Here is a 17255-nt window from a genome sequence, read left to right as displayed (position 1 = left end):
GGATGATTTGGCATTCTACTATGCTCCATGTCCTTGTTTTTACACTCCTTTATATCAAGAAAGGTTAACTTAAGTTCTTCTTTGCCTCTTTTGCTTAATACTCATCTTTTTAAATTTATGAACTGTGATTCATTCTTAATTTAAAGTCATTGTATTTTAATGTTGTATGGAACATGTGTTGCTCTATTTGAGGTTGTAAGGGGGTAATATGAACACATATTTAAATACAAAATGTAATTACAAATTAAATAATGAGTTCGAATACTTTTTTGAAGACAATTCAGTTCTAATAAAAAATGTAATTAAGAAATTTATGTACACTAAGTTTCGTGATGTATCCCCTTTTGATATCGATGAAGTCTTTCAGGAGGTTGCTTTTAAGATAATAAAAAACGGATATATTTATAAATATTCTTCTGAAAAGAGTTCTCTGAATACCTGGCTGTACATAATATGTCGATCTGTATCAATTGATTACATGAGGAAAAGAATTTCTCTCTGTGAAGATGCATCTGAAATAGATGATGTAGTAGCGCCTGAAGCCAAAGAAATAAATTTCACAGTTCCCGGCGGTTTGCTTTCCAAACGACAGGCCGAGGTCCTCCAAATGATTTTCTGGGGTGATCTGAAAGCAGTCGAAGTGGCTGAGCAGCTTGGGATAAAGGCCAGAACAGTTCGTTGCATAAAACATCAGGCCATAAATAAACTGCGCCGCCATTTTGCCGCGGATAGAGAGAGGAGGGTCGTATCATGACCGTCGAAGGTATCAGCACTTATACGTCTACAGACTCGACAAATGTCACAACCACCACTTCAAGCGACAGTTCATCGCTGGATCAGGTTGATTTTCTGACCCTGCTTACCACCCAGCTTGAATATCAGGACCCCACAAACCCGGTGGATAACACTGAAATGATCAATCAGATGACCAGTTATTCCATGCTCGATGAGGATGTGCAGCAGAATGAAAATCTGGAGACAATCATCAATCAGCTGGATGCTCTCTCGGCTTTGAGCACATCGGGATACATCGGTGAAGAGGTTCTGGCTGATGGTGGAATAATTAGCGTTGAAGACGGGAAAGCTACCGGAATAACGATCGATCTTCAGGATGACGCGGCCACAGTGGGGCTGAACATTTATGATTCGGATGGGACGCTGGTGGATACTGTCTACTACTCCGACATGGAGGCCGGCGAGACTGAAATCTCTGGGGAAGAACTTATGACCCAGGCTGATCTGGATTCAGACGGAACTTACGTGGCCCTGTCCTTCGCCTATGACGAGAATGAGGACTCGGTCGAAATCTACACAAAGTCAGTCGGGACAATAACCGCAGTGGACCAGAACGATTCGGGGAGCACTACCCTGACTCTTGATGACGGGCGTGAAGTGTCCATAACCGAAGTTTCCTTCATTTAATAAAACAAGGAGAGATGAAATGGGGATCACAAGCTCTTTATACACCGGAATTTCAGGCCTTAATGTCAATTCTCAGGCAACATCGGTGGTTTCAAACAACCTTGCCAACTCTTCCACTGTCGGATTCAAAAGCTCTGATGCTGTTTTCGAGGATGTATTCTATTCAACCATTACCACCGGAAGCGGAAATTCCCAGGTGGGTAACGGGGCCGGAGTTGCAACTGTAAACAAGGATTATACTCAGGGCTCTTACGAAGACTCCAGTGTTTCCACTAACGTAGCTTTGAATGGAGACGGTTATTTCATAGTAATCGATCCGGATACAAATACTACCTATTATTCCCGTGCGGGGAACTTTGATTTCGATAAAGACGGCTATCTGGTGGATCCCTACGGTAATCAGGTTCAGGGCTGGGCAATCGAAGACGGCACGGCTTCGGGTACTTTGACCACTATCCAGCTTGATCAGTCACAGTCTCCGCCCAAAGCTACCTCGGAAATAGGTCTGACCATGAACCTTGATTCCCAAAGTGAAGACTCGGCTGTCACTTCAAATCCCTACACCTCACTTTTCCAGCTGTATGATGGGACGCAGCAGCCGCCGCTTGATGACTCCCAGTACAGTTATTCGACCACCATGACCATATATGATGAGAACGGAACCTCACATGACATGACATTTTACATGGACCCAGTGGATGTTGATGCCGACGGTAACATAATCTGGGAATACGTGGCCGCCTATGAAGCCGAGGATGATATGCGCACCGGCTCTGACGGACTTGCTCTCAATACAACCAGCGGTGCGGGTCTGGCCATGGCCGGAACACTGACCTTCAATTCTGAAGGGCAGATGACATCCATGACAGCTTTCACCATGTCCAATGCCACAGCATCAACCGATACCAAGGACGCGGCCAACTGGGGACTCGCTGACCTCAGTCCCGAGGGATATCCGGAAGTCAATTTAAACTTCACCGGCAGTGCCGAAGGGCAGGATGTCGCCGTCAGTTTCGGTATGTCCAGCGATGATGCGACCTGGACAACTGCTTCAGGAGTATCGACACTTGGTGATATTTCGGCTTCAACAAGCTATTCCGACCTGCCTTCTTTCAGTGATTACACTCTGAATCTCGGAGCAACGACCAGTTATTCCGACAGTTCCTCCGCTACCTACAGTGTCTCTCAGGACGGTTACGCCACAGGTTCGCTGGTTTCTGTGGAAGTGGATGAAAACGGTATTCTCATCGGCAACTATTCAAACAGCCAGTCAATAGAACTATATCAGCTGGGTCTCGCCGATTTCACAAATGAGGGTGGACTGGTGGCAGAAGGGAGCACTCTTTTCAGGGCAACCACCGAGTCAGGCGAGGCAATTATCGGAACTGCGGGGTCCGCTGGATTCGGTTCAGTGGTTTCCAATGCGCTGGAATCCTCAAACGTGGACCTCGCTTCGCAGATGACCGAGTTGATTATTATCCAGTCCGCATATCAGGCTAACAGCAAGGTTGTTACAACAGCCGATGAACTTCTTCAGACAGCAATCGGGCTGAAGAGATAAGTGAAATTATTCTAATCAAGGTCATGGCCGTTCCTTTAAATAATAATTCTTAAGGCAATAAGGATAAACCGAAATACTGGTCTGCGCAGGACCCTTAAGTCCGGGAGAAATCATGCTCAGTAACGCACTTTCCATAGGTCAGAAAGCTGTCGCAAACGCACAGGTCTCTATCAACACGACCAGCAATAATATCGCCAATGCCGAGACTGAAGGTTACCAGCGTGCTGATGCTGTCTATGACAGCAGTTCAAATATCAATGCTTACGGGACCAGCCTCGGAACAGGGGCGGATATTGTTAGTATTCAGGCCAATTGGGACAGTTTTGTTGAAACCCAGTATCTTGCAGCTTCCGCGGATCTTTCTTCCAGCAACGCTATCTATGAGTATCTTTCCCAGATGGACTCTCTTTTCAACCAGAGTGATGAGGAAGGTCTTGCTGCGGCACAGGATGAATTTCTTAGTGCCTGGAGCGATCTTTCCACCTACCCCGACTCGCTGGCGGAAAGGGAGGCTCTTCTCGGGGAAGCGGGCTCTCTGGTTTATTCCCTGAATTCCACTGCTTCGGAACTTAATTCCATGGCTGACACAGTCGAATCCGAAATCATAGATCAGGTCGCCTCTGCGAATGAATTGATTGAGTCGATTGCAATCATGAATGAGCAGATTGCAGCAAATTCTGACAATTATGAACTTGTTGCCAGCCGTGATCAGGCAATCCGCGAGCTTGATGAACTCATCGGAGTCGAGGTCATATCTTCAAGTGACGGACAGACCAAAATTTATACGGAATCTGGCCAGCCTCTTGTCGAGGGAAGTGAGACCCATAATATTGTATACTCTGGAGCTAAGTCATCCGAGTCCCTGCAGCCCGGATCAGCATACGATGGAGAACTGGAATTTACCGGAACATCAAGCGAAGAAATCCTTATCGAGTTCGTCTCTTCCGGAGCTGACGGAACCGCCCAGTTCAAGGTGTCTTTGGACGGCGGGCAGACCTGGGAGAAGGACGGGAACGGGAACACTGTGCTTTACACTGCCGGAGATGAAGACAGTTCCGTAAGCGTGGCCGGAGTAGAAATATATTTTTCAGGCGGAACAACCGACCATACGGCCGGAGACCGCTATTCCATAGTCCCGAAAACAGGGCTCTACTGGGAGAGTGATTCCGGAAGCCGGGTTAACATAACCCCGATGACCGATTCCAGCGGTGATGATGTGAACAACAGGACCAGCGGCGGTTCCATTGCCGGTCTTTTCAAAGTCCGTGATGACTATATTGAACCTATTCTTGATGATCTGGATGACTATACCTCGGCTTTGATATGGGAAGTAAACTCCGTCCATTCGCAGGGGGCCGGGCTGGAAGCGCATACTGCCGTGGAGGGCACATACGGAGTTGACGACCAGACCGCGGCACTGTCCGGCAGCGGATATACATTTCAGGATAAAATAGAGTCCGGCGAATTTACAATCTACACATATGACTCGGACGGAAATCCTGCTTCGAACGCAACAATTACCATTGATCCTTCTGTGGACTCTCTGGATGATGTTGTGGCTGATATAAATGCCGCTTTTGCAGGGACCCTTACCGCATCCGTCAATACTGACGGGGAACTGGAGATTCAGGCTGCAACCGGAACCGGTTTTGAATTCGGTGAGGACTCGTCGGGCTTTCTTGCCTGTGCTGGAATAAATACTTTTTTCGAAGGCAGTTCTGCCGAGGATATTTCCGTGAATTCCTATGTCTCCGAGGACCCTTCGCATATCAACGCGGGGGAGGTCGGCGATGATGGGAGCGTTTCTTCCGGTAGCAACTCCACGGCAAAATCAATAAACGATCTGATGAGTGAAGAGGTCTCCATAGGGGATGGAACATCGGCCACAAGCTCGTCTCTAACGGAATTCCTGTCCGCTATGGTCTCTGAGGTGGGGGCCGCCGCAGCCTCGATAGAAACACAGGTGATAGTCGATACTTCGAAGGCCGAGCTTTATTACGACCAGCAGGAGTCCGCCAGCGGTGTGAATGTGGATGAGGAACTGGTCAACCTGACCAAGTACCAGCAGCAGTATGAGGCTGCCTGTCAGATTATTTCAGTCACAAGGGATATGATCGATACCATTCTGGGTATCATTTAGAGGTAAGCCATGAGAATCAGCACATCCCAGATTTATTCGCAGACAATGAGCCATATAACAAAATCCCTTAACGATTATATGGAGGTTTCTGACCAGACCGCCACCCAGAAGAAAATCAACGCACCTTCGGATGATCCCGCAGGAATGGGAAATGTCGTTGACCTGCGCAGCTACGATAGCAGTCTGGAAAGTTACTACAATAATACACAATACGCAGTAAACCTGCTGGGCACAGCTGACGGGCTTATGTCCAAGGCAAGCGAGATAATGATATCGGCTCTGGAGCAGGTGGAGCAGGGTGCTACCGGGACTTACACAGATGAACAGCAACAGTCCATGGCCGGAAATATGATGGGATATCAGGACTCTCTTCTGGCGATTGCAAACAGTGAGGTCGGAAATGACTACCTGTTTTCAGGGGAAGATACTAATACGGCTCCGTACGAATATGTTCCCGGTGTAACGGTAACCGGAGACTCTCCTGCGAAGTCAGACTTCAGCCAGATCAGTGGGCAGGTTGATGATCCCGTGATTGTGGAATTCACATCGGATGGGATCGTGGGAACAGATATTGTGGATTACCGCTATTCACTGGATGGGGGGGCAAGCTGGGTTTCCGGGAGCATGGATGGAACAGCCACGCCCGCGGATACTGAACTTGAACTGGGAGATGTTACTGTCGAAATGAATTCCGGAGTATCAGTCTCAGCTTATGATCAGGATTCCGGCACAGGCAGCCAGTTCGTGGTGCGAAACTCCCTGCAGTACAATGGTGCGGACGAAGCCATGTCGGTCGCTATCTCGGAATCTACGGAAATAGAAGTGAATTCGGTGGGCAGTGACTTTTTCGGCGGGGTGGATCAGGGAAACGGGCAGGCCTTCACCGAACCCAACCTGTTTGAATCCATCAGTGATTCCATTGCCTTTATGTGGGTCGGCAATGATGACGGAGTGGCTGCCACTCTGGAAACAGTGAGTGACGGTTATGATCAGATGCTGGTCGAAACCTCAGGTCTTGGTGCCCGTGAAGAGAAAACTGACTTCACGGCGACCAGTCTGAGCTACACCCGTGAGCGGGTGGCTGATGCAATAAGTTCCGAAGAAGATGCCGACAGTGCAGAACTGACTGTGGAGTTGAGCCGGGCAAAATACATCTATCAGGCTGTGTTAAGTTCGACTTCAGATGCGATCAGCATGTCGATCATGGATTATTTGTAAGGAGGTGGGGCATGTCAGTATCATCTGTTTCATCAAGTGAGTATGTTTCAAACACCAGTTCCGGCGGGTTTACTATTGAGGGTCTTGGTGACGGAACCGACTGGGGCGAACTCATTGATGCCACCATAGAGGCGGAAAAGTATGAACTGGAGAGGTATGAGGCAGATCTGGAAGAAACCGAGGCGGCGGTTGAACTGCTGACTGCTCTGGATGAAGAGGTTTTAGCCCTGTCCACCACTTTGCAGGCTATGGATGAAATGGATGAGTTTCTGGAGTATTCCGGAACAGTCTCCGATGACGGGGCAACGGTTACTGTGGAGGATGGTGCTGACGAAGGAAGCTACAATCTTGTTATAAATCAGTTGGCGCAAAAGGATGTATGGGTTGCCGAGAGTATGGATCTCTCGTCCACAAGCTCCGCGATTACCAATTCAAACGCCAGTATGACCCTGTCTTATGCCGGAACAGATTATGATATTTCGGTGACAGCGGGAACAACCGCACAGGAACTGGTCGACCAGATCAATTCAGACCCGGACCTTGAGGATAAGATAACAGCCTCTCTTGTTTATGACGGAAGCAGCTATCACTTGAAGTTTACCGGTGAGGATACCGGAGCGGATAACAATGTATCAATAAATATGAATTTCAGTGGTGATGACGGTACACTTAGCAGTGGAGATTTCACCAATACTCTTACTGCCCAGAATGCCCAGTTGAAAGTAGACGGCTATCCATCCGGTGCTGATGAGTGGATTGAGCGGGATTCCAATACTGTTGACGATGTAATTGACAATATGACCCTTAATCTGAATTCCACTACCGATAGCGAAGGACTGACTATCAGTGTCGCTTACGATACCGAAAGCATGGTGGCGACAATCGAGTCATTTGTCAGTGAAGTAAACCAGATCCTTTACGATATACTTGACCTTACCGGAGCCCTGGATGACGGAGAAGATGATGAGGACCAGTTTTATCTGAAAGACTCTACTATTGATCTTGTTTACAGCCAGATCAAGGATGTCCTTTCCACCATTGGGATCGGCTTTCAGCGCTATGACAGTGCCACCGATACAGGAGATAAGTACCCATCGCTATCCACTCTGGGGATCACCACTGATTCCGAGGAAGGTTCTTCCACCTTCGGACAGCTCGAAATTGATTATGATGAGTTAGAGGATGCTCTGGCTGAAGACCCGGAAGCTGTGGCAATGCTCTTTGCCGCCAACGGTGAAGCTTCGACGGATAGTTCTTCAATGCGCGTGATTTCGACTATTTCCGGACTTACGGGGGGCGGCGATTATGACGTTGAATACACGGTTTCCGGCGGCGTGATAACTTCCGCGACAATTGACGGCGTTGACATGCTGATAAGTGGAAACACACTGCTAGCTCAGAGTGACAGTGAGGCGAACGGTCTTTATCTTGAGGTCAGTGATCTTACTGATGGCAGCTATTCTTCTGCAGTGACTATAAAACAGGGCAAGTGCGGAGAATTGGCTGATTTATGCTCCACAATCACAGACATCGAGAGTGGGAGTATTCCCTTGCTGCTGGAAAGTTATGAAAGTCTGACCACAAAGATTGAAGGGGATATTTATGATGAGGAAGCAAGACTGGACTCTCTTGAAAACAGGTTGACTGAAAAATATGCCGCGCTTGATGAAATGCTCTCTTACTATTCAGGTGTGGAAAGCCAGCTTGAGACCACACTGTCCCAGCTTGATGATTAGAGTTCGGGAGGGAGGGGGCGGTTTCAGCATAGTGTTGTTGGATGTGATCTCTTGTTGTTGTTTTTTCTATGTAATGCGATGTCCTCTATAGACAGAGTCTATTTCATGAGGGGGAAAGATTCTTTTTTGATAGTGTTGGACATTATCGCGTAAGAATGTTTACTATAAAGTATAAATGTTATTGTTTTAATATCCTTTAAGGTGGAGACCTGTAGGAATGCAGAACAGACATGAAAATACTTTATTCAGCCCTGTCGGGCCGAGCATGAAACATATAATCATCTTTGGAGGACTTTTTGCTGTCTGGACTGCGGCAGCAGGGATATTTCTAATTTTGAATCTTCAGGCAATGGATGAGAAGATTTTGAATACCGCCCGAATTCAGGCCCGGACTTCCATTGAAAAGGATATTCTTTATCGGCGCTGGAATTCAATGCATGGCGGGGTTTACGGAGCAGTCAGCGGAAAACTTCAACCTAATCCATACCTTGACCTTGAGAACAGGGACGTTACGACCAGTGACGGGCAGAAGCTCACCAAAATTAATCCGGCCTACATGACCCGGCAGGTTCATGAGTTGGGGGAAACCGAGTCGGGGATAATCGGTCACATAACCAGTCTGAATCCAATACGGCCCGGTAACAAAGCGGACGAGTGGGAAGCAGGCGTGCTTTCTCTCATTGAGAAGAGCAGAGTCCATGAAGTTAGCGAAATGCAGATGATCAGTGGCGAGAGATATCTGCGCATGCTTATTCCGCTTGTTACAGAGCAGGCATGCCTAAAATGTCATGCCAAACAGGGCTATAAAGTAGGTGAAATCCGCGGCGGAATCAGTGTTAATGTTCCTTTGGAACCCATTATCTATGCAGAACTAGGTAATCGGAGGGTTTTCATTGCCCTCACTGTTTTCGCATGGTTACTCGGGTGCCTGATGATCCGCAGTGTAGCGGGAATAAAAAAGGCCGAGTTAGAAGCCCTTGCAAGTGAGAGTAAATACCGCACTCTTGTGGAAACAGTGGGCGAAGGCATCCTGTATCTGGATCGCATGGGAAATATTATTTTCTGCAACCCTCCTTTTGCGCATATGCTCGGGTATCCGCCGGATCATTTACAGGGGATGGCTTTTCAGGAACTCATGGATGATGATAGTGGTGACGAGTATATGCGCAGAATTGAGGGTATTACCAACGGTAAACTTCATTCGTTTGAGCTGCATTTACTGAAAAAAGATGGATCACAGGTCACAGTCCTTTTTTCTCCACGAATTTTGCGCGGAGAAACATCGGAATCCACAGGATTGCTTGCAATCACTACAGATATCTCACGCCTTAAAAGAATGGAACAGGAGATGCTGCGTCAACAGCGCCTCAGCTCCGTAGGAATGCTGGCCGGGGGAATTGCCCATGAGGTCAGTGCTCCTCTGCAGTATCTGGAGGTTAACTCCGGTTTTCTACGCCGTTCTTTCAATGCCTTTAATTCTTTCATGCAGGATCTAAAGACCCATGACGGCAGAGGAGTTCCGTTCAATGACAAGCTCAAGGAGCATGAGCTATCCAAAATTCTGCAGGAAATACCCGGGGTTCTTGACGAAAATGAGCGAAGCGTCATGCGCATCTCTGATATCACCTCTTCGATAAAGGAACTTGCGGGCACAGGACCAGTAAATCCCGTACCAGAAAACATAAACAATCTTATTCGTCAATGTGTCGAGATAACGCGCAGTTCCTGGCAGGATGTGGCCATGATGGACCTTGATCTTTCATCTGACCTTCCGGACGTTCGTTGTATAGCCAGAGATATGAATCAGGTTTTTATCGCAGTTATCATGAATGCGGTTGATGCAATTTCCGCAACGATAGAAAAGAAGAAACTTTCAGGAAAAGGAACCATAAGAATAGCATCCGGCAGAGTGGGGGGAGAGGTCCGAATTGTTATATCTGATAACGGGTTGGGAATTGTCAAAGAGGATCTCGGGAAAATTTTCGAACCCTTCTTTACAACAAAAAAACCGGGTAAAGGAACTGGCCAGGGACTGGCTGTGGCGCAAAGGATAATGAATGAGCATAACGGCTCGATATCAGCTGAGAGCCCTTCAGGCAAAGGGGCTGTTTTTGTAATTACTTTGCCTCTGAACAAATAAATTTTAAAAACTGCTTGACCAAAAACCTTAGTAATAATTATTACTAATTAACGAGAGTGAGCTGAGTATTACTTGAATCAAGCTCAGTCTGTGAAAAAAAATCTGTTGTTTCATAAACCATCAAAAACTGCCTCTAAGGCAGTAGACAAGGAGATTGACATGGAAACAGGTATTCCTCTTCTCGGCGCAGCATTTCCGGAAATGGAAGTAGTTACCACCAACGGAACCATGAATCTGCCAGCGGACATGGCAGGAAAATGGTTTGTCCTTTTCTCCCATCCGGCAGACTTTACTCCTGTCTGCACAACTGAATTTGTAGCTTTCCAGAAAAGATACGAAGAGTTTAGAAAGCTCAATTGCGAACTCATCGGCCTCTCAATTGATCAGGTGTTTTCACATATCAAATGGATTGAGTGGATCGAGGAAAAAATCGGCGAAAAAATCGAGTTTCCCGTTATTGCAGATGATATGGGAAAAGTTGCAGCCAAACTCGGGATGGTGCACCCCGGCAAGGGGACTAATACCGTCCGCGCGGTCTTTATTGTAGACGACAAAGGAACCCTGCGTATCATGTTCTACTATCCTCAAGAGCTCGGCAGAAACATTGATGAAATTCTCCGTGCAGTCAAAGGAATGCAGACTTCCGATGCCAATGGTGTGGCCATTCCCGCCGGTTGGCCCAATAACGAACTGATCGGTGACAAGGTCATCATTCCTCCGGCAAACAATATGGTAACCGCCAAGGAGCGCACCAATATTGATAACAGCTTTGACTGGTGGTTCTGCTACAAAGAACTTTAATCTTCCGGGATATACAGCTGATAAAAAATCCGGCAGGGTGCTGATGCATCCTGCCGGTTTTAATTCTTAATTATGGTACTGCTTTCTTACTTCAGTCTGTTAATTTCTATCCGCAAGCCTGCTTTTTAAAGTGTTTTCCCACCATGCCGAATGAGTGCTTGTTCCGGGAATGCAAAATTCTCCCATCTGCGGGGTGAGCAGTTTAACGCCTTTACGGTCTGCCAGTTCAGAGACCATGCGGATGGGGTCGTCCCAGTTGTGGAAGGCCAGATCGTAGGCTGCCCAGTGTACCGGAATCATGTATCTGCTGTTCAGGTCAATGTGCGCCTGAATTGACTGATGGGGCATCAGGTGGACATCCTTCCACGATTCGTCCCATGCTCCGCTTTCAATCATACTCAGGTCGAAGGGACCGTACTGCCGCCCGATCTCGTTGAACCTGCCATCATAACCGCCATCACCGGAATAGTAGGCCCGGTGCTTGTATCCTTTGAAGACAAATGATGCCCACTGGGTTTTGAAACGGTCTCCCAGTCCGCGCCCTGAGAAGTGGCGGGAAGGGGTGGCGATAATTTCCAGATCACGGATGATCATGGATTGTCCCCAGTCCAGTTCTATTATCTGAGAGGGGCTGCATCCCCATTTGCGCAAGTGGGAAGAAACGCCCAGGGGAACAATGAATTTGTCGCCCCTTGCCGCAAGGAATTTAACCGTATCCTTTTCTAGATGATCATAATGGTCATGGGAAATTACAACCGCGTCTATTTCAGGCAGGTCTTTACGTTTTATGGGGGAGGGCTGAAAGCGGTTGACCGTGAAAGGAACCGGGGAGGCATTGCCGAACACCGGGTCGATAAGAAGCCTCACTCCGTCAATATCAAGAATCATTGAGGAGTGTCCGAGCCAGACCACCTGCAGTTCTTTGGGAGTGGTGGGAAATGAGTCTCCGGTCAGGTGGAAATACGGGAGCTTTTCTTTGGGTTTGCGGCTGAGATCGAAAAAGAAATTAACAGCCTTGCCGAAGTTGAAACTTTCAACTGTCATATTCACTGGCAGTTCATTCGTGAACGTTCCATTCCGGTAGCTGGCTGATGATTTGAACATATTGCTTTCCTCTATAGAAGGAGATTCTCCCATTCTGGATAAAGCCGGGACACTTACGGCGGTCACGGTGAAGATTAAAACTGCAATAAGGTATATTAGTACTTTTTTCATATCATACTGTTTGTTCGACAGATTTTCGGCTCTGACGGCGTTTTTGTGACCATGCTTTCCAGCTTTCCTGAAGGGAGCAGAGAGTGGGAACAACCACAAGTGTAAGAATGGTGGCTATAACCAGTCCGAAAATTACCGCCACTGCCATGGGCCCCCACCACTGTGAAGTTTCACTGCCGGTATCAAGACGCATGTTGATAAAATCAAAGCTGACTCCGGTGGCCATTGGAATCAGCCCCAGTACAGTGGTAATGGCTGTCAGCAGAACCGGACGAAATCTGGTCATCCCGGCTTCTATCAAGGCATCCCGCGCGGAAACTCCGCTATCCTTGAGTTGCTCAAAGTAATCGATGAGGACAATTGCGTTGTTAACGACAACTCCGGCCAGGCTGAGCACTCCCACTCCGGTCATGATAACTCCGAAGGCTGTCCCGGTTATCAGCAGCCCAACCATGACTCCTCCGAGGGAGAGAATAACGGCGGTCAGGATGATGAATGGAGTTACAACTGAATTGAACTGGGTGACCAGAACAATGAAGATCAGAAACAGCGCGCCGATAAAAGCTCTGGTCAGGAACTGGGACGCCTTACGCTGTTCTTCCTGTTCACCTGTGAATTTATATGAATATCCACGGGGTACTTTAAGTCCGGAAATGGCTGATTCAATGTCAGCAATTACCTCTTCGGCAAGACGGCCGGAAACATCTGCGGATATGGTCACGACCCTGCGCTGATCAATACGGTTGATACCCCCCAGACCACCGCCCATGCTTACTTTGGCAAGGCTTGTGATAGGTACGGGCTCACCCTTGGGTCCCGAAACAGTTATGCGTTTGATGTCATCAAGAGAGTCCCGGTTTTCTTTGGGCAGACGTGCGATGATATCATATTCGTCCTTTCCTTCCCGGTAAACACCCACTTTGAAACCATTGATCGCAGTCTTGACTGCCTGCGCTATGGTGTAGGCGTCCAGCCCCATTATGGCGGCTTTTTCCTTGTCTACATCAACCTTGATTTCCGGTTTAGCGGCGATGTAATTGTCTTTCAGGTCGACCAGACCGGGGACGTCTTTCATGGCCTGTTTGAAACGCTTGACTATTCGTCCCAACTCACGCAGGTCGCGCCCGCTGATCTCCATGTTGATGGCACTTCCTGTGGGGGGACCCATTTTTTCCGGTTCGGCGCGGACTTCAGCCCCGCGTATGACCTGCTGCAATCTATCCCGGATTTCATCGGTGATTTCAGAGGAAGGTCTGGAGCGGTCGTGTATGTCCAGAAAATCCAGTTTCACGAGACTGTAATGAGTTCCTATCTCATCTGACTGCCCTGATTCCCCTGTATTCGCGATGATGTATTCAATATCCGGGTACTCGGATGCTATTTTTTCCACTTCCCGTACAAACATATCGGAAGCTTCAAGATTGGTTCCCACCGGTGCCTTGATTTTGACATCAGCCCGTTTGGGTTCTGTCTTGGGCAGAAATTCCACCCCTTTGCCAAACATTCCGAATGCCATAGTGGAGCCGATCAGAAAGGCGAATGAAAACAGAACCACGATCAGGCGGTGGTTCAGGGCCCATTCCAGTGCAGGTCTGTAAAAACCCAGCAGAGCAGACATCAAACGGTCAATCAGGCCGGGCTTTGAATCTGCCTTTTGCTTGGGAATATCCTGAAATTTGGCTGAAAGCACCGGGTTGATGACCAGCGCAACAAACAGTGAAGCGCTCAGTGCTATGATTACGGTCACCGGGAGGTAACTCATGAACTCGCCCATGATTCCCGGCCAGAAGATCATGGGAAAGAATGCTCCTACTGTGGTCAGGGTTGAAGCAATCACAGGCCATGCGACTTCGTCTGTGGCATCCATTGCGGCCTGTAGTCTGCTTTTGCCCATACCCATGTGCCGGTATATGTTCTCAACAACCACAATTCCATTATCAACGAGCATTCCCAGACTCAGAATAAGCGAGAAGAGGATGACCATATTGAGGGTGTAGGAGAATATTTCCAGCACTGAGAATGTGATCAGCATGGACAGGGGGATTGCCAGTGAAACGAAAAGAGCAGAACGCCCCCCGATAAAGGCAAAAACAACAATAAGCACCAGCAGGAGTCCGGTGATGATGTTGTTCTGCAGGTCGGCAACCATCATCCGGATTTCATCCGACTGGTCGGCTGTGAGATCTATCTTCAGGGTCGGAGGGAGAATCTGTTGCTCCGTTTTCAAAATATCTTTCACCGTATCGATAATGCGGATGATATTTTCTCCGGCCCGCTTTTTAACTTCGATGGTAACACTCTGGATACCGTTGAACCGGCTCTTGGATGTCGGATCTTTGTAGTGGTCCCTGATGGTTGCTATATCACGCAGGTAGACCGGCCGTCCGTCCTGCTCGTAAACAACGATTTTATCTATTTCATCAGGATGTTTGAAATCTGCCGGAACACGGACAAGGTATTTGCTTTTACCTATTTCAACCGAACCTCCCGGGGTATTCACATTGGCGTTTTTTACCGCACTCAGAAGTGAAGCGAGGGGAATATTGTAAAATGCCACCCGGTCCATGTCGAATTCAACGTGGATTTCACGCTCAAGACCACCGATGATCTTTGCGTCAAGCACACCCTGAACGGACTCTATCTTGTCCTCCAGATGCTCGGCAAACACCTTGAGTCTTTTAAGCGAAAAGGGTCCGGACAGCACGACGTTCAGGATCGGCTGTTCTGAGAGGTTTACTTCATTTATCAAAGGCTCGTCCGGCAGGTCGGCGGGCAGGTCCGGCTTGGCCTGATCTACTTTGTCGCGGACCTTTTGCAGAGCATCGTCAATATCAACGTCAGGATTGAATTCCACCTTGATGATGGATACCCCGTCATCTGAAATTGAGGAAATCTCCTTGGTCCCGGAAAGCCCCTTCAGTTTCCTTTCAATGGGCATGGTGATAAGGGTTTCCATATCCTCGGGAGCTACACCTTCAAAATTGGTCTGCACGAAGATGTAGGGGATCGTAATATCAGGATCACTCTCGCGGGGAAGGGAGGCATAGCTTGAAATCCCTGCAATGATGATGAAAACAAGCAGTACCATTACGGTGGACTGCCTGTTGAGGGCGGCTTTGTTGATTATCATTCGGTTACCACCTTCATGCCATCTTCAACCATGGTGTGTCCGGCTACAATGAGCTTTTCTCCCGGCTCAAGCCCTGTGAGTACCTGTGCTTTTTCGCCTTCGATAATTCCCAGTTTAATGGTGCGCACTCTGGCAACACCGTTCTCCTCCACATAGATTATCCTTTCCCCGCCCTGATTGATGATGGCGTAAAGAGGTGTGGTTACGGTATTTTCAACAGTCCTGCGCAGAAGAGATACTCTGGCCAGCATACCGGCACGGATTTCGCCTGCAGAATTATCAGTGAGAATGCGGGTTTCAAACGTTTTTGAAAAAGGGTCCGCTTTCAGGGAGATAAAGTCGATTACTCCATCCCAGCTCTTGCCGGGCAGGGCATCGACGCTGACAGTAACTTTCTGGCCTTTGTGAAGGTAGGGTACATCCATTTCAGGAACATTAATGTTGGTCCTGATTACGGACGGCTCAACTATGTCAACCACATTGTCACCTACGTTAAGCCGTTCCCCGCGGTCTATATAGCGTTTGTTGATGATACCGGAGATCGGGGCGCGCACAATCCCGTACTCAACGTTGACCTGCATCTCTTTGAGAGAAGCTTCGCTCTGTTCAAGTTCGGCCTTGATCTGGTCATATTCCTCCTGAGCCAGAACTCCTTTTTCGAGGAGTTCCTTACGGCGGCGCAACTGTTCAGCTGCCAGTTTGCGTGCGGCTTTTGCCCGGTCGAATTTGGCTCCGCTGGATGCTGAGTCCAGACGGGCGATAAGCTGACCGCGTTTGACCCGGTCACCTTCCTTGACCCCCAGCCAGATGACTGTCCCCGCTGATTCAGAAGAAACACATATATCCCGGTCCGGCTCAGTGGTCCCGGGCAGGGTGAGCGTGTCTTTTAAAGTGACGGGAACAACTTCGACAGTGCTGACCTTAATGGTTCTTTCTGCGGTAGGCGGGCCGGCCTCTGAGTCTGGATCGGAATTGCATCCGCTGGATATGAAAAGCATAGTGGCTATCGCCAGTAGCATGATAAGCTTATTGCGCATTGTTTTTCTCCCTGATGCCCTTTAAAGAGCCGAGAATGAAATTTGTATAGAATTCGGTCATGAAGTCGAGTTGTTCTTCCGACTCGATTTCACCTTCCGGATAATGGATAATTGTCAGGAAATGATGCACCAGAACCCCGCCGGCAGCCATGCAGGCCTGCTGCAATATTCGTTTATCCTCTACAGGTTTCAGCAGGTCATGAATTAGCGGATAGAGGTATTTATCTTCAATTTCTTCATGGCATTTGAACAGCTCCGGGTCACACTCTTCAGAAACATATTCTTCCAGAATCAATCTTATTTTCCGTTTTTTCCTTTTTTCAGGATCATCGAAAGTGCACAGGGAAAGCAGTTCTGAGCGTATATATGATTTCAGTCTTTCTTCAGGACTGAGACTCATGAATGAGCTGTCTTCCATGTCCGGGTATTGCATCATTTCCTGCATCCAGAGACTTAAGACCTGAATATACAGTTTGCGCTTGTCTCCGAAATGGTAGTTGACGGAGGCCACATTGGAATCTGCTCTGGCGCAGATATCGCGGACAGTTGTTCCTTTGAATCCTTTATCGCAAAACTCATGGCTTGCGGCTTCGATAATTCTGTCTTTGGTCTTTGAGTGGGACATTATTTCTCCAAACACTAATTAAAACATTGTTTGAATATTCCTATGAAGGAGTAAAGGGGGAGTAGTCAAGCACAATTTTAAACATTGTTTAAATTGGCGGAGCAATTATTGGAGCGCTGGAAAATTGAGTGTTGTTTTGGATGGGGTATATTTTGCTGCTCTGAAGAATTCAGATTATACGCTGATTGTCTTCCTGATAAGTTAGAGTAATGAGCATCTTTTGAAGTTGA

12 protein-coding genes are annotated in these 17255 nt (G+C 47.9%); 8 read left to right on the top strand and 4 right to left on the bottom strand.

What is annotated here, in order from left to right:
- The first annotated feature begins 208 nt into the window (after window positions 1–208).
- The 8 genes from ACZ5PW_RS18565 (at window position 209) to ACZ5PW_RS18530 (ending at window position 11018) form a co-directional block, all read left to right on the top strand.
- Window positions 209–754, top strand: coding sequence for an RNA polymerase sigma factor (locus tag ACZ5PW_RS18565; protein ID WP_464556453.1), 546 nt, complete (start codon window positions 209–211; stop codon window positions 752–754).
- Complete coding sequence (locus ACZ5PW_RS18560; RefSeq protein WP_464556452.1) at window positions 751–1422, top strand: flagellar hook assembly protein FlgD; 672 nt, start codon at window positions 751–753, stop codon at window positions 1420–1422. The genes ACZ5PW_RS18565 and ACZ5PW_RS18560 overlap by 4 nt, the downstream gene beginning before the upstream one ends.
- Before the next feature lie 19 nt (window positions 1423–1441).
- Entirely contained in the window at window positions 1442–2983 is a 1542-nt protein-coding gene (locus ACZ5PW_RS18555) for a flagellar hook protein FlgE (RefSeq protein WP_464556450.1), read from the top strand.
- Window positions 2984–3095: 112 nt separating this feature from the next.
- Window positions 3096–5123 carry a flagellar hook-associated protein FlgK gene (flgK, locus tag ACZ5PW_RS18550; protein WP_464556448.1) on the top strand — a complete coding sequence of 676 codons (2028 nt, stop codon included), beginning with the start codon at window positions 3096–3098 and terminating at the stop codon, window positions 5121–5123.
- Between the two features lie 9 nt (window positions 5124–5132).
- Window positions 5133–6341 (top strand): flagellar hook-associated protein FlgL, encoded by a 1209-nt coding sequence (gene flgL / locus ACZ5PW_RS18545; RefSeq protein ID WP_464556447.1) that lies wholly within the window; start codon window positions 5133–5135, stop codon window positions 6339–6341.
- An 11-nt stretch (window positions 6342–6352) separates the two neighbouring features.
- Window positions 6353–8077 carry a flagellar filament capping protein FliD gene (gene fliD, locus ACZ5PW_RS18540; protein ID WP_464556446.1) on the top strand — a complete coding sequence of 575 codons (1725 nt, stop codon included), beginning with the start codon at window positions 6353–6355 and terminating at the stop codon, window positions 8075–8077.
- A gap of 217 nt (window positions 8078–8294) precedes the next feature.
- The gene (locus ACZ5PW_RS18535) at window positions 8295–10217 is read left to right on the top strand and encodes an ATP-binding protein (protein ID WP_464556445.1); all 1923 of its coding nucleotides are present in this window, start codon (window positions 8295–8297) and stop codon (window positions 10215–10217) included.
- 159 nt (window positions 10218–10376) lie between these two features.
- Window positions 10377–11018 (top strand): peroxiredoxin, encoded by a 642-nt coding sequence (locus ACZ5PW_RS18530; protein ID WP_464556443.1) that lies wholly within the window; start codon window positions 10377–10379, stop codon window positions 11016–11018.
- Between the two features lie 99 nt (window positions 11019–11117).
- On the opposite strand, the gene ACZ5PW_RS18525 is transcribed toward ACZ5PW_RS18530, so the two are convergent.
- The 4 genes from ACZ5PW_RS18525 to ACZ5PW_RS18510 form a co-directional block, all read right to left on the bottom strand.
- Window positions 11118–12122, bottom strand: a complete 1005-nt coding sequence (locus ACZ5PW_RS18525) for an MBL fold metallo-hydrolase (protein WP_464556441.1) — start codon at window positions 12120–12122, stop codon at window positions 11118–11120.
- A gap of 112 nt (window positions 12123–12234) precedes the next feature.
- Window positions 12235–15363 carry an efflux RND transporter permease subunit gene (locus ACZ5PW_RS18520; RefSeq protein WP_464556439.1) on the bottom strand — a complete coding sequence of 1043 codons (3129 nt, stop codon included), beginning with the start codon at window positions 15361–15363 and terminating at the stop codon, window positions 12235–12237.
- Window positions 15360–16400, bottom strand: a complete 1041-nt coding sequence (locus ACZ5PW_RS18515) for an efflux RND transporter periplasmic adaptor subunit (RefSeq protein ID WP_464556438.1) — start codon at window positions 16398–16400, stop codon at window positions 15360–15362. Before ACZ5PW_RS18515 ends, ACZ5PW_RS18520 begins: the two co-directional genes overlap by 4 nt.
- Window positions 16390–17025 carry a TetR/AcrR family transcriptional regulator gene (locus ACZ5PW_RS18510; RefSeq protein ID WP_464556436.1) on the bottom strand — a complete coding sequence of 212 codons (636 nt, stop codon included), beginning with the start codon at window positions 17023–17025 and terminating at the stop codon, window positions 16390–16392. The genes ACZ5PW_RS18515 and ACZ5PW_RS18510 overlap by 11 nt, the downstream gene beginning before the upstream one ends.
- Between the last annotated feature and the right edge of the window lie 230 nt (window positions 17026–17255).

Source organism: Maridesulfovibrio salinus, assembly GCF_055394525.1.
This window is presented reverse-complemented; position numbering and strand designations above follow the sequence as displayed.